This window comes from Alteromonas lipotrueae, from assembly GCF_019249255.1.
Lineage (GTDB): Bacteria > Pseudomonadota > Gammaproteobacteria > Enterobacterales > Alteromonadaceae > Alteromonas > Alteromonas lipotrueae.
This window is the reverse complement of record NZ_JAESDJ010000018.1, coordinates 59,020-72,545: the sequence shown is the minus strand read 5'-3', so window position 1 is coordinate 72,545 and position 13,526 is coordinate 59,020. Positions and strand designations below refer to the sequence as shown.

12 protein-coding genes are annotated in these 13,526 nt (G+C 45.1%); 6 read left to right on the top strand and 6 right to left on the bottom strand.

What is annotated here, in order from left to right:
- Nucleotides 1-138 precede the first annotated feature (138 nt).
- On the bottom strand, nt 139-1,683 hold the full coding sequence (locus tag KYS23_RS18310) for a hydroxymethylglutaryl-CoA reductase (RefSeq protein ID WP_159533539.1): 1,545 nt from the start codon (nt 1,681-1,683) through the stop codon (nt 139-141).
- Nucleotides 1,684-2,066: 383 nt separating this feature from the next.
- Here KYS23_RS18310 and KYS23_RS18305 point away from each other — a divergent pair, with 383 nt between their 5' ends.
- From KYS23_RS18305 to KYS23_RS18285, 5 genes are read left to right on the top strand one after another with little or no spacing between them, the layout of a single operon-like run.
- Entirely contained in the window at nt 2,067-3,317 is a 1,251-nt protein-coding gene (locus KYS23_RS18305) for an HlyD family secretion protein (RefSeq protein ID WP_246604489.1), read from the top strand.
- A gap of 2 nt (nt 3,318-3,319) precedes the next feature.
- Entirely contained in the window at nt 3,320-5,530 is a 2,211-nt protein-coding gene (locus tag KYS23_RS18300; protein WP_218419714.1) for a peptidase domain-containing ABC transporter, read from the top strand.
- Nucleotides 5,530-5,841 carry a helix-turn-helix domain-containing protein gene (locus KYS23_RS18295; RefSeq protein ID WP_159533543.1) on the top strand — a complete coding sequence of 104 codons (312 nt, stop codon included), beginning with the start codon at nt 5,530-5,532 and terminating at the stop codon, nt 5,839-5,841. The genes KYS23_RS18300 and KYS23_RS18295 overlap by 1 nt, the downstream gene beginning before the upstream one ends.
- 48 nt (nt 5,842-5,889) lie before the next feature.
- Nucleotides 5,890-6,102, top strand: a complete 213-nt coding sequence (locus KYS23_RS18290; RefSeq protein ID WP_159533545.1) for a hypothetical protein — start codon at nt 5,890-5,892, stop codon at nt 6,100-6,102.
- A gap of 53 nt (nt 6,103-6,155) precedes the next feature.
- Nucleotides 6,156-7,073 carry an ATP-grasp domain-containing protein gene (locus KYS23_RS18285; RefSeq protein WP_159533547.1) on the top strand — a complete coding sequence of 306 codons (918 nt, stop codon included), beginning with the start codon at nt 6,156-6,158 and terminating at the stop codon, nt 7,071-7,073.
- A gap of 53 nt (nt 7,074-7,126) precedes the next feature.
- Here KYS23_RS18285 and hslU read toward each other — a convergent pair whose 3' ends face one another.
- The 4 genes from hslU to priA all read right to left on the bottom strand — a co-directional run bounded on the left by hslU (nt 7,127) and on the right by priA (nt 12,262).
- On the bottom strand, nt 7,127-8,455 hold the full coding sequence (hslU, locus tag KYS23_RS18280; RefSeq protein ID WP_218397824.1) for an HslU--HslV peptidase ATPase subunit: 1,329 nt from the start codon (nt 8,453-8,455) through the stop codon (nt 7,127-7,129).
- A 79-nt stretch (nt 8,456-8,534) separates the two neighbouring features.
- The gene (hslV, locus tag KYS23_RS18275) at nt 8,535-9,059 is read right to left on the bottom strand and encodes an ATP-dependent protease subunit HslV (protein WP_159533551.1); all 525 of its coding nucleotides are present in this window, start codon (nt 9,057-9,059) and stop codon (nt 8,535-8,537) included.
- A gap of 293 nt (nt 9,060-9,352) precedes the next feature.
- Nucleotides 9,353-9,922, bottom strand: coding sequence for an SPOR domain-containing protein (locus KYS23_RS18270; RefSeq protein ID WP_159533553.1), 570 nt, complete (start codon nt 9,920-9,922; stop codon nt 9,353-9,355).
- Between the two features lie 129 nt (nt 9,923-10,051).
- Nucleotides 10,052-12,262 carry a primosomal protein N' gene (priA, locus tag KYS23_RS18265; RefSeq protein ID WP_218419713.1) on the bottom strand — a complete coding sequence of 737 codons (2,211 nt, stop codon included), beginning with the start codon at nt 12,260-12,262 and terminating at the stop codon, nt 10,052-10,054.
- A gap of 311 nt (nt 12,263-12,573) precedes the next feature.
- On the opposite strand from priA, the gene rpmE reads away from it, so the two are divergent.
- Nucleotides 12,574-12,786, top strand: a complete 213-nt coding sequence (gene rpmE / locus KYS23_RS18260; protein WP_159533557.1) for a 50S ribosomal protein L31 — start codon at nt 12,574-12,576, stop codon at nt 12,784-12,786.
- A 176-nt stretch (nt 12,787-12,962) separates the two neighbouring features.
- Here the strand turns inward: rpmE and KYS23_RS18255 are convergent, their stop codons facing one another.
- A complete protein-coding gene (locus KYS23_RS18255; protein WP_218397819.1) occupies nt 12,963-13,277 on the bottom strand; it encodes a hypothetical protein in 315 nt (104 codons plus the stop codon).
- Nucleotides 13,278-13,526 lie beyond the last annotated feature (249 nt).

Here is a 13,526-nt window from a genome sequence, read left to right as displayed (position 1 = left end):
CCAACCACGGATTTAGCTCAGAGGGTAGGAAGCACCATGATAGACCTTCCACCGCATGGATGCGGTGGCAGAGCCCCCATGGATGGGTTTACGGCGAGTCTATCATGGTGCTTTCTGCCCTTAGAGCGGAAAACATCCTCAGCGGTTGCGTCCATATTGTTCGTGAGACGACACCCAATCTGATGAGCTAATGGCTGAGGCTAACGATATTTCCCCCGCTAAGGCTACCGAGGCAACGATTTCGGCGAATTTATACACCTTGTTTTTGCCATAGCAATCGATAAGTTCTAAGCACTCACGCTGAGTGCCCATTCCAGTGCCACCACCATAGGTGGCCACTATTAACGAAGGAATGGTGATAGACACATACAAATCGCCCTCATCAGTAAGCTCTGAATACATAATAGCAGCCGATGATTCCGCTACGTTCGCAACATCTTGCCCCGTAGCAATAAACATGGCGGTAATACCATTAGGCGAGTGTAAACCCGTATTGTTCACCCCAGATAGAAACGAGCCTACTCCTGCTACCCTGCCGTGATAGTCAATTTGCTTAGGCTCTACCCGCATAATTTGCAGTAAATGCTCACGCTTTATCGTGGCCTCTGCGGTTACCCGTTTACCACGTGTACGCATAATATTTATTTGCGAGGCTTTTTTATCGGTAGCAAAGTTAGACTCTAAGTAGAAGTTTTCAACACCTTCATAATTATCTAAAATCCACCCGCACGCCGCAAAAGTAGCCCGCCCCACCATGTTTTGCCCTGCCGCATCACCGGTTAAATAGTTGAAACGCAAAAACGCAAATTTGTTTGATAAGAAGTGGTCAATATAAGTGAGTTTGGCAATACTCGAGGTTGCTTCAGCCTCTTCGCGAATTTTGCTGATGTTTTGGTTTACCCAAGTAACAAAATCTCTTGCACCACGGGCATCGCTAAAAATAAAAACCGGAGCTCGCTGCATGGCATCATCTACCACCGTAGCCTTTACCCCACCACTCATATTAAGCAGCTTCATCCCCCTATTATACGACGCCACCAAGGTGCCTTCTGTTGTTGCCAATGGCACAACAAATTCACCCTTAGCATGCTCGCCATTTATAGTTAATGGCCCTGCAATGCCAATAGGTACCTGAGCCACCCCAATAAAGTGCTCAATATTCCCTTTTAATTTGTCTGGATCGACTGAGTACTTGCCCACATGATCAATTTTGGCGCCAGTAAAACTTTCAAAGTATGACTGACGCTGCTTAATGATTTTATCGCCATAATCGTCGTGATCGTCGCGGGGAATATGCAACTTGCGACTCGCTGGTGACGTTACATTATCTTCTACTTCGAACTTAAGCTTTCCAAAAGGAGACGCTGAAAAACAAATACCTATTTTGCGTTTTTCAGGGCTGACTTCTTCATTCAGTTCTAGGTGTACGGTAATGACTTGTCGTAATGAAAACGGCATGCCGCCGTTATTATTAAGCGCATCAAAACTAATGCCACTGTCGTTGCTGCTTTGAATAGAAATTTTATGGCTTGGAACTTTCTCACCATCAAATGAAATCCATTTAAGCTCCTTTAGTGTGGCATCTTTTAAACGGTTTTTTAGTGCAAAGGAAATGCCGTTGTCAGTTTTGGTTAGGCTTCCGTGAGTATATAGCTGCTTGAGTAAAATACTTGGTACAAACATGTGAGTTCCTATTCCGTTTTGGTTAAGCCACTGCGTGAATTAAGTACACTACTTTTTTATAGTACATCCTTTGTACAGTATCACTAACCTTTTGCATTTCCATCAATTTTTAACCACATTTAAATTTGAGCCATTTCATCAAAACTTCATTAAATTTTGCGCCAACACCCTATGAATAAAGGGCAGCAAACGCCCTGACTTCGCTTTATTCGGTATACCGAAGTGCCTTCATCTAACGTTTACATCGTCAAGGCTTTACCCAAGACCACTTGTCGGTATTCAGGTTTTCGCTGCTTAAAAAGCATCGATTGCTGATTAAGTGCTATGTCCATAGGGAAATGGCAACTGAATACCATTTTTTTAATTTCATGGGATGAACTGTTATGAGAAAAGGACTATTCCGTCATCAGGCAATGCAGCCTACCTCGCCATTTCAAGGTGAGCTATTGATGACGCCTCGACCATTCCATATGGGGATAACGGCAATACTACTTTTATGGATAGTGGGTGTGGGGATATATCTCACACAGGGTAGCTATGCTCGTAAAGCCACTGTTGAAGGGTGGCTAGAGCCCTACCGCGGCGTATTAAGACTGTACGCCGACGCCCGAAAAGGCCGCATATCACAAGTGTATGTAAACGAGGGGCAAAAAGTTAAAAGAGGCGAACCATTATTGTCGATTGAATACGGGGTTCAGCAGCCACAAGGCGAAACCGTAGAGCTAAAACTGCAACAAGAGCTTCTTGCTAAAAAACAGCGGATAAGCGACGCGTTGGCACGCAGCATTGGTATTCACCAAAATGACAAAACGCAGCTTTTAAAACAACTTCAGCACGCGCAAAAAGACGCTGAATCAATACGCCATATTTTAGCGATTTCTTATCAACAGTGGCAGTTAGCGTTCAGTCAATTTACCTCATTTGAGGTGCTACGCAATGCTGGCCATGTAAGTAACGCAGATTTCGATAACTATAAGCTTGAGCTTTTAAGTAGCCAGCAACAATGGAAACAAGCTGAGCGAAATAACCTGAAAAGCGAAGCTGAAGTAAGCCGGCTGACACATGAAATTGCCAGTTTACCCGAGATTCAAGCCAATGAGCGCACCGTACACGAAAACCAACTAAGTGATATCAATCAGCAGTTGCTGACATTAAATCGCGATCGGCAGCGCATTCTATATGCATCGCAGAACGGTGTGGTTTCAAGTCTGCAGGCGAGTGCTGGGTTGATGGTCGATCAAAACAGACCGCTACTCAGCCTACTTCCAGAAAATTCCCCTATAGAAGCACGATTGTTAGTGCCTGTGCGCGCCGCTGGGTTCATCGCCAAAGGGCAACAACTCGCTATTCGCTACGATGCCTTTCCTTATCAGAAGTTTGGTTTGCAAGAGGGACAGATAATTAGCATTTCCGAAACCATTTTACTGCCTGGTGAATGGGCGAACGCGCCTTTAACCGTGAGCGAACCCGCTTATTTGGTTACCGCTCGAGTAAATAGCGACGCCATTATTGCCTATGGAAACCCGGTAATGCTTAAAGCTGGAATGACGTTTTCTGCAGACGTAGCACTTAGCCAGCGTAGCTTACTGGAATGGATCTTAGAGCCGCTGTTAAGCGTCACGAAAAGGTTGTAATTATGACTATTACTCACGGGTTTGCTTCACCTGCACTTAGCGCCTTATCACCTAAAAACAAAGTGCCGGTTGTGCTTCAAACTGAAGCCGCTGAATGTGGTTTGGCCTGCGTCAGCATGGTGGCTCAGTATTATGGCGACAAACGGGATATGACCCACCTTCGCCAGCACATTAGCGTTTCACTTCGTGGTATCACACTTAAAGATATTATGGATATTGCGCAGCAAATGGCATTTCAATGTCGTGCACTAAAAATTGAGCCTCAGGATTTATCTCAACTAACCCTGCCAGCAATTCTACATTGGGATATGCGTCATTTCGTTGTACTGACTAAGGTAAAGCAAGAGCGATTAAGCATACACGACCCTAGTATTGGCAAACGCACCTTCACCTTTGATGAGGCGAGTAAACACCTAACGGGAATAGCGTTAGAAATTACGCCTAAAGACAATTTTTCGCCGCCCCCCGCAAAGCCTTTATTAAAGCTAAGAAACTTCTTCACTCGAACGATAGGGTTTAAACGTAATTTAGCCACCTTGCTGGCGCTATCTGCACTACTTCAACTTTTTGCTTTAGCGTCTCCTTATTACGTGCAAACCGTGGTTGATGATGTGTTGTTGCAAGGGAATCAAGCATTGTTAACCGCGCTTGCCATTGGGTTTACTTTTTTGCTAGTAATAAGCATCTTCACTAGTGTGTTGCGTCGCTTTCTTATCCTGGCTGTATCGAGCCGGCTTCAACTTCAAATGTCGGCTTCCGTCTTTCAACATTTACTCTCGCTACCGCTGGATTTTTTCGCCAAAAGGCACGTGGGCGATGTGGTGTCTCGCTTTGGTTCCCTTGCACATATTCGTGAGTTCCTCACTACGGGCCTTGTGGCTGCATTTCTCGATGGCGTATTGGCCATTATCACGCTTGTCGTGATGGGCCTTTACTCCGTTAAACTTACCTTGTGTGTGGTGCTAGTGGTGGCAATATATTTACTTTTCCGCATCGCGTTAATACCTGTCACTAAGCGGCTTACAACAGAGAAAATTGCACTGGCCGCTACTGAACAAAGTCACTTTATGGAAAGCGTTCGGGGTATGCTGCCTATTCGTGTATACCATCAAGAATCCCAACGCCATAGTCAGTGGCAAAACAAGTTAGTCGCCACTTTGAATAAAGATATTAGTCTGGGAAAACTCAATATTGGAAGCGACGCGGTAAACCAAGTTTTATTTGGTATTGAAAACATCATTGTGATCTTTATTGCGGCATCTTTGGTGATGGATAATATGCTGACGGTAGGAATGATGCTTGCCTTCATCGCTTACAAAACAAAATTCACTGCCGCAGTAGACGGGTTAGTTTCCAAATTTATCGAATTGCGAATGCTGGCCGTACACTTTTCTCGCCTGAGCGATATTGTTCTAACGGAGCCTGCTGAAACCACGGTGCTGTCAAAACAATCTAGCCCTTATTCAAGCGTAGCATCAGTATCAGCAGTGGGTTCTTCTCATGCCATCGCTTCAAATACTCCAGTCATTCACTTAAAGGCCCACAACCTCAGTTATCGCTATGGTGAGGGATGTAAATGTATTTTCGAAAACCTCAACTTATCAGTTACCGCAGGGGAGATAATTGCCATCGTTGGTGCAAGCGGCAGTGGAAAGAGCACCCTACTTAAATGTCTGATGGGCCTATATGCACCTTTTGAAGGAACGGTTAGTCACAATACTATTTCATCAAATCATGCCCCGATCATTGCTTCTGTATTGCAAGAAGACATGTGCCTTTGTGGCTCTATGGCTGAAAACATCAGTTGTTTTGATGAGATACCAAATCAAGAAAAGGTCATACGTGCCGCCCAATTGGCCTGTATCCATGACGAAATTTGTGCCATGCCTATGCAATATCACTCGTTGGTCGGTGATATGGGAAGTAGCTTAAGTGGTGGTCAAAAACAACGGCTACTTCTCGCGCGAGCGCTATACAGAGAGCCAGATATCTTGTTTCTTGATGAGGCGAGTAGCCATTTAGACATTCAAAATGAGCACGTTATCAATACACATCTAAAGGCGCTCAATATTACCCGCATCATGGTGGCCCATCGCCCTCAAACGATTGCCCTTGCAAATACTGTCTATCAGTTGGTAGACGGCATTCTGCAGCACTGCCCAGCTTCTGAAATAGTAGAAGAAAATGATAATACCCCACTAGGAGATTCATAATGATAACGCCCGAAGTTAGAGAATCTACACCCTTGCTCACCGATATTGAGCGTCAACAAATCGTTAAGCATGTAGATAACTTAAATAGTAATGCCCTTCCTATCGACACCCTGTCTAAACGCGAGCTTCAGGTTGCGCGAAAGATCATGGAAGGCTTGTCGAATAAAGCGATAGCAGCAGAGCTATTTATTAGCGAACGCACCGTTAAGTTCCACTGCGCCAACATCTACAAGAAACTGAAAATAAGCAGCCGCACTGCGCTCATCGCGAGTTGCTTTCGATCCATTTACCACCCCCTAAGGTTGGTCTAACCGCTAGCCTTTTTAACTACACTAAAACGCTTATATAAGGAGCGAAAAATGCAACATAACACGCATAGCTATACACAAGAAAATACACAGAACGGCTCTGGCCTTCACCTTGAGACCCAAGAGTTGCTGCAAGTGACGGGCGGGAAGTCTGGGGTATCTGCAGGCGCAGACAAAGACCCCATTCGCTTTGTTAAACCACCTGTCTATATCACCTTAGCCATTGGTGAGGACGGCGGACAATTACCCGATTTATTGTCATAGCAGATTAAGGAGGTTAAGCAGTCCTCCTTTTACCATTTAAAAAGGATATTTCAATGCAGATTGCATTAATAGGGAGCGAGGCCGACCCGCAAATTGTACATGTGGCTGAAGCCTTAATTGCCGATAAAAACGACCCCTATATTATTAATACCAACTACTTTGGTGAGCACTGGCAACTCAGCTACGACCCAGATTTTAATGATGGCCTGTTACATTTTAACCAGCCTATCCGCAACGGACTGTTTCGAATTCCTCTATCAGACATCACATCTGCCTATTGGCATCAATATATTCCCCCCTCTGTGAAAGCCTCTGATAGTGTGTCTTCACAATGGTTAGATCAGGAATATGCCAGCACCTTGTTATGCTGGTTTTTATTCAGTGAAACTAAGTGGGTTAATGGTATTGACGCCATCCGCGCCCATCACTGCAAACCAATTCAACTGCGGATGGCAAAAAAGCTAGGCGCTAAGGTGCCATATACCTACATAGGTAACGCTTGTGATGTAGCTTTACAGTTTTGTGCGAACATAGGCGAGGTGGTCTATAAACCCGTTAAAGGCGGCGAAACAGCGAAATTTGTGCAACAGGGGGACGATACTCGCGGCTTAGTGCAGGCTTTGTTAAAAGAGCGCCCTGTCACCTTTCAGGCATTTGTTGAAGGGACGAATATTCGAAGTTACGTACTTGGCGATGAAGTAGTCAGTGTACAAATAGACTCTCACAATCTCGATTTCAGAGAAGATATAAACGCACGTCCTTTGCTAACCCCTCTTCCTAAACCAATGCAGGATTTATCACGAAAGATATGTACCGGCTTAGGCATGCATTGGTGCGCTATCGATTGGCGTAAAAACACCAAGGGTGAATATTATTTCTTAGAAGCCAACCCTTGCCCGTTCTTCTTGTTCGTCGAAAACGAGACTGGTGTTGATATTACCGGCCGTTTAGTGAAATTATTAACCACATAAAAAAAGAGCGCATTTAAATAAATGCGCTCTTTTGTGTTACTAGCCTTAGGGCTTTATAGAATGAAGCGCGATAGATCTTCGTTTTCTACAAGCGACTCTAAGTGGCTGTTTACGTAGTCTTCGTCAATCACGAAAGACTCACCGCTTTTTTCAGACGCATCAAACGAAATATCTTCCATTAAACGTTCAAGTACCGTGTGTAAACGGCGCGCACCTATGTTCTCAGTACGTTCGTTCACACGCCATGCAGCTTCAGCAATACGCTGAATTCCCGATTCTACGAAATCGATATTTACGCCCTCGGTCAGCATAAGGGCTTTGTATTGCTCGGTAAGCGACGCATTGGGCTCGGTAAGAATACGTTTGAAGTCACCTACTTCTAAGGCTGATAATTCAACGCGAATAGGCAAACGACCTTGAAGCTCAGGAATAAGATCTGACGGCTTGCTCATTTGGAACGCACCAGAGGCGATAAACAAAATATGGTCTGTTTTCACCATGCCGTGCTTGGTCGATACCGTTGACCCTTCTACCAAGGGTAGTAAGTCACGCTGCACACCTTCACGCGATACATCGCCTGACGTATTGCCTTCACGCTTACAAATTTTGTCAATTTCATCAACAAACACAATGCCGTGTTGCTCAACCGACTCAATCGCTTTTTCTTTTAAGTCTTCCTGATTCACCAAACGTGCGGCTTCTTCTTCCACCAGCATTTTCAGTGCATCTTTAATTTTTAGCTTCTTCTTTTTCTTTTGCGAACCCGACAAGTTTTGAAACATGCCTTGAAGCTGATTGGTCATTTCTTCCATCCCAGGAGGTGCCATAATTTCAACGCCTACTTGTGGAAGTGCCACATCAATTTCAATTTCTTTGTCGTCTAAGTCGCCTTGACGAAGCTTTTTACGGAACGCTTGGCGAGTGCCTCTATCTTCAACGTCTTCTTTCTTGCCCCATGCATCTTCAGGGGGTGGAATAAGCACATCAAGAATACGTTCTTCCGCCGCTTCTTCAGCGCGGAATTTCACCTTTTTCATTTCCGTTTCTTTGGTCATCTTCACGGCAATGTCAGCAAGGTCGCGAATAATGGTTTCTACTTCTTTACCCACATAACCGACTTCGGTGAACTTTGTCGCTTCAACCTTTATGAAAGGTGCATTCGCTAATTTTGCTAAACGGCGGGCAATTTCAGTTTTACCCACACCGGTTGGCCCAATCATAAGAATATTTTTAGGCGTCACTTCTTGGCGCAAATCAGGCTCAAGCTGCATACGGCGCCAGCGGTTTCGAAGTGCAATTGATACCGCACGTTTAGCATCTTGCTGACCAATAATGTGTCGATCTAGCTCATGAACAATTTCTCTAGGTGTCATTTCAGACATGCATAAACCCTTATCTGTTTTGGTGCCACTGCATTAATAGCAGGCACAAGTGGCTGTTAATTGTTAATTAAACAGCCACTTAGTAATCGAGTACGTCTACCGTTTGACTATGGTTAGTGAATACGCAGATATCACCAGCTATGGTCAAACTTTTCTCCGCAATTTCTTTCGCGGTAAGTTCGGTGTTTTCTAGCAACGCAGTAGCAGAAGCTTGGGCATAGTTGCCGCCTGAACCAATAGCAATTAAGTCATTTTCTGGCTGTACGACATCGCCGTTACCGGTAATGATGAATGACGCGGTTTCATCGGCTACGGCCAATAGCGCTTCTAATTTGCGCAGCATGCGATCGGTTCGCCAATCTTTGGCAAGTTCAACCGCCGCCTTGGTCAAGTGGCCTTGGTGAGCTTCAAGTTTTGCTTCAAAGCGTTCAAACAAGGTGAAGGCATCGGCAGTGCCGCCTGCAAAACCAGCTAATACTTTATCGTGGTACAAGCGGCGCACTTTACGTGCATTACCTTTCATTACGGTATTGCCGAGTGACACCTGACCATCGCCAGCCATCACAACTTGATTTCCACGTCTTACAGATACAATCGTTGTCACGTTTAATCCCCATTTAAGGTGGGCGCTATCGCAGACTCGGGCGATAACTGAAAAAAGACTTTGTTATGAAATGGGGGAAGGGTTTTGGTTTTCAAGGGGAGCAGTTAAAACGGGCAGCTAAAAGGGGCTGTTAAAAGAAAAAGCAGTGAAGACATATAGTAAACGGGTACGTATTAAAGCGTTAAGCGCTGCAAAGTAGGATGTGGTGGCTATTATGAGATGATTATAAGGCATCCACCACATCATGCGGTGAATGCCCAATCAATAGATGAGTGAATGAAAAACGTTTACGCTTATAAATTCCAGTACCAAATTTGGCAGGTCGCAATATTCACTTTACGAAGGCTGTGCTTGGCTTTCTCGGCATCTCGTTTCGATTCGAATGGCCCTAAAATAACCCTGAACCATTCGCCGTTGCTGCCAGAACTCTGGCGAATAAGTGCTTCTAAACCTTGAAAGGCAATTTTCGCTTTCATTTCTTCAGCTTGAGCGCGGGTTCTGAACGACGCGCATTGCATAAGATAACGTTTGTCCGACTTTTCCTGCTCAGCAACATCTACTTCCACTTCATACCCCGGCAGAGTACGAATATATTCCCACTCTTCTTTAGGCAATTCAGGCAACGCTTCTTGGGTAGGCGCAACAGGGCGTACAACTTCGGTATCTACCTCAGAACTGGCGTTATCTTTAATAGACCATAAGAAAACCGCAAAGCCTATAAGCAATATCACCACAATGACAAGGCGAACAATAGGGAATGAGGCAGTGGCGCCACTCTTCACCTGTGATTTACCGCGCTTTTTGTTTTCCGGCTTCTTTTTTTGTGGTGCTTTACCACGAGATACATAATCGCGTTGAGCCATATTCGGCAGTTTTCCTACTACTTATCGTTATTTTAAACAGGTGGTGCCACCAGACGAGGACATAGTGCACAACCCTGAAACACTTGTATACATTAGTGTTGAGATTTTACCGTATTCCCAACCTGTGCGCTAACTGAAATCGGTGGGGTCGATATCTACCGACCAACGTACTTTTGCCGCCTGCGGTAGCCCTTGTAAATACGGCAGAGCTAGCCGCAATGCGTTATGTAACGGCGCTCTTTTTTCATGACTGCACACCAGCATAAAGCGAAAACGCCCTTGTCGTTTTTCAATTAAACAGGGAAATGGCCCACTCATCTGCGGAACTAAGCCCTTAGAATTTGCATTTGCATTTGCAGTATTTGAGTTTGAAAGTACACCCCTAGCCTGTTGCAGGAATGCATAGGCCGATGAGCTCTCGGTTGCCTCAGCCCGAATCACAAATTGACTAATATAAGGAGGCAATGCAGACGCTTTTCGCTCCATCAATGCATGACGAGCAAAGTGGGCATAGCCGTTGTTCACTAAATCTTGTAATAAAGGGTGGTGAGGATTGTGGGTTTGCAGCCACATTTCTCCGGGTTTGCTTGCACGCCCTGCTCGCCCTGCAAGCTGCGTAACGAGCTGCGCTAGCTTTTCAGGAGCTCGAAAGTCAGCACTAAATAGCGCCCCATCGCAATCTAACACCACCACCAATGTAACGTGAGGAAAATGATGCCCTTTCGATAGAATTTGGGTACCTACCAGTATTTGGTGTTCTTGGCGGTTAATCGCATCGAGGGTTTGATGTAGCTTGTCTTTTCCTCTTACCGTATCACTGTCTATGCGCACGTGTTTGGCATCAGGGAAGAGCTTCATTAAGCCTTCTTCTACCTGCTCGGTGCCCGTTCCCGCCGTTACCATTTCATGACTGTGACAAGCTTCACACTCTTTGGGCATTGAACGGGTAGCGCCACAGTGGTGGCATTGCAGTCTGTTTTGCCCTTTATGCACGGTATAGGGTCTGTCGCAACGCTTACACATTGCCGTAGTACCACAGTGATGACATAAAAGCGCGGGGGCATAACCTCGTCTATTCACAAAAACCAGAATCTGGTTCCCTGCATTTACATGCTGACGCATAATTGTCAGCAAGCCTTCTGAAATGCCGTAATGAATAGGTTGGTCTCTTGCATCTAGTAAATACTGCTTGGTACTTTGCGCCCCTGCTGCGCGCCGTGTTAGTTGCAAATGCGCAAAGCGGCCGTTTAACGCGTTATTAAGCGTTTCAAGCGCTGGGGTAGCACTGCCGAGCAACAAAGGAATACTGTGCTCTTTGGCTCGCATGGCCGCTAAATCGCGCGCGTGATACCTAAGCCCGTCTTGTTGTTTAAACGATTCATCATGCTCTTCGTCTACAATGATCATGCCGGGGTTTTTAAGGGGCGTAAAAATCGCTGAGCGAGTACCTATAATAATACCTAGTTCGCCTGCCCTTGCCCGCTGCCATACCGATAATCGCGCTGCGTCCGTCAATTGAGAGTGCAATACGCCTACAGGAATATTGAAGCGCTTTTCGAAGCGCGAAACGGTTTGCGGCGTTAAACCAATTTCAGGCACTAATATAAGCACTTGTTTACCGGCTTTAAGCAAAGGTTCAATAGATTGCAGATACACTTCGGTTTTACCGCTCCCTGTCACCCCTTCAAGCAAGCTAATCGCAAAGGTGTCATGTTGCTGGTTTAATGCCGCTATCGCTACCCCTTGCTCTTTATCAGGCACGGGTTTTTCACCAATTTCGAAGGTATCTAACCACGCTTGTGCAGTGAGTTCAGGCGTAATGTCTACGAGCTCAATAAGTGCTTTATCTAATAACGCTTTCACTACTGCGGGTGAAAAGGTCTTACGCGCTTCGCTAGCAATAAGTGATGTGGTTTGAACCGCTTCTAAGCAGCTCATCTGCTTCGGAGCTCGGCTTAAACTCTTAATATCGGTATCAGCACCTTCTGGCGTGACTTGAATATATTGTGCGGGTGATGGCGTGGCTGTCTCACCTTTACGAAGCGGCACAGGAAGCATGGCATGTATCACTTCCCCTGGCGCATGGTGATAATACTGCCATAACCAATGCGCCATTTTTCTTAGCGATTCGTCGATAACAGGTGCGCTATCTACCACCTCAATTATGGCTTTGATTTTACTGGTATCATCTATGTCTACACCGGATTCAACCACAATGCCTACCAGTTGACGTGGCCCGAAAGGCACTTTTACCCGCACACCCGGTTGTAGCGTATCGGTATGAGAATAGGTAAATAGCTGGCGAAGTGGCACAGGTACAGCCACCTGAATGAATACCATTAAAATTGATGCCCCAAAATTGATGAACCTAAAGTGAGTAAACGTAAATTCAGAATCGCTAATGATCTGGCATTTAAACATAATGTCAAATAAGGGAAGGGGATTTATTTTCGCCAGTGGGCTTAATTAACGCTGCCCCTGTTTACTTCGCATACAAAAAGTGCTTGATCACTTTAGTTGCTTCCTTTATTATGCGCCGCTCTTTTGCGGCTGACTGCAATTTCTGCGGTCGGTCATTGAATTTAAAGTTGCGTATGGTGTTTGGCTTCGGGCCAAATAGCGATACGGCCTCATATTGAAGGTAATCCAAAATGAAAAATGGTATCCACCCAGAATACGCTGAAATGACAGCAACATGTTCTTGCGGCAACGTAATGAAAATCCGTTCTACTCTAGGTAAAGATATTAACCTAGACGTATGTTCTGCATGTCACCCATTCTACACTGGTAAGCAACGTAACGTTGATACCGGTGGTCGTGTTGACCGCTTCAAGAAACGTTTCGGTGCTTTGGGCGCTAAATAAGCTCAGTACTCAGAAACACTATGTTTCTTTAAAAAAAGCGCCTATCGGCGCTTTTTTTGTGTCCGCGATTTACATCTGCACTTCATTCTGTATTCAACCAATACCGTGCTCGCCCAGTATAGAGCAGCGAAGTGGAATGCTCGGCTAATGCAATGCTCTATTATTGAAAAGCTCTGTTAGTGAAAATCCCGGCGTTTTAGATGTCGTTCCCAGTTGCCGTTACTTTGCAAAGTGCATGCTTGCTCGCTGTCGTAGCGAACTCCTTTAATGTGCACCTTCAATTCGGGGCAAACATTATCAAGTTCAAGTTCGAATGCTTGGATCCAGTTTGTTGAAAGTGCTTCGCTTTTTTGCTTTTCGGTTTTAAACACCGCAATAATTTCTGGCCTGCGCCAGTGTCCCATATGCGTAAGCCATTCAAAGCCTACCGACTCAGATTTTGCCCACTCACACACCGCAGTTAGCGCTTCAATCAGTTTCTTTTCAGACATGTTAAGTTACGCTTTCTTCTTCATGTTTACTATTATACCTATTCCACTCACCAGCGTCTTGAACGGTCGACTTAGTGCCTTTTTGCAAAGACCTATTCGATACCCACTATACATATGTCTATAAAATAGAAATAATGTATTAAATTCAAAAGTGTCATTAATGTGGTGAATGGCAAATATTCGACGATGTCACTGGTCATACAAGCAAGACTGTCCTAGATTGAAAGGTATTAAGGGCAGATCAGATAT

What these genes read in the sequence shown, in the direction of transcription:
- rpmE (WP_159533557.1), top strand. Translation starts at nt 12,574, where the DNA reads ATGAAAAATGGTATCCACCCAGAATACGCTGAAATGACAGCAACATGT.
- KYS23_RS18305 (WP_246604489.1), top strand. Translation starts at nt 2,067, where the DNA reads ATGAGAAAAGGACTATTCCGTCATCAGGCAATGCAGCCTACCTCGCCA.
- KYS23_RS18285 (WP_159533547.1), top strand. Translation starts at nt 6,156, where the DNA reads ATGCAGATTGCATTAATAGGGAGCGAGGCCGACCCGCAAATTGTACAT.
- hslU (WP_218397824.1), bottom strand. Translation starts at nt 8,455, where the DNA reads ATGTCTGAAATGACACCTAGAGAAATTGTTCATGAGCTAGATCGACAC.
- priA (WP_218419713.1), bottom strand. Translation starts at nt 12,262, where the DNA reads ATGGTATTCATTCAGGTGGCTGTACCTGTGCCACTTCGCCAGCTATTT.
- KYS23_RS18255 (WP_218397819.1), bottom strand. Translation starts at nt 13,277, where the DNA reads ATGTCTGAAAAGAAACTGATTGAAGCGCTAACTGCGGTGTGTGAGTGG.
- KYS23_RS18295 (WP_159533543.1), top strand. Translation starts at nt 5,530, where the DNA reads ATGATAACGCCCGAAGTTAGAGAATCTACACCCTTGCTCACCGATATT.
- KYS23_RS18290 (WP_159533545.1), top strand. Translation starts at nt 5,890, where the DNA reads ATGCAACATAACACGCATAGCTATACACAAGAAAATACACAGAACGGC.
- KYS23_RS18310 (WP_159533539.1), bottom strand. Translation starts at nt 1,683, where the DNA reads ATGTTTGTACCAAGTATTTTACTCAAGCAGCTATATACTCACGGAAGC.
- KYS23_RS18270 (WP_159533553.1), bottom strand. Translation starts at nt 9,922, where the DNA reads ATGGCTCAACGCGATTATGTATCTCGTGGTAAAGCACCACAAAAAAAG.
- KYS23_RS18300 (WP_218419714.1), top strand. Translation starts at nt 3,320, where the DNA reads ATGACTATTACTCACGGGTTTGCTTCACCTGCACTTAGCGCCTTATCA.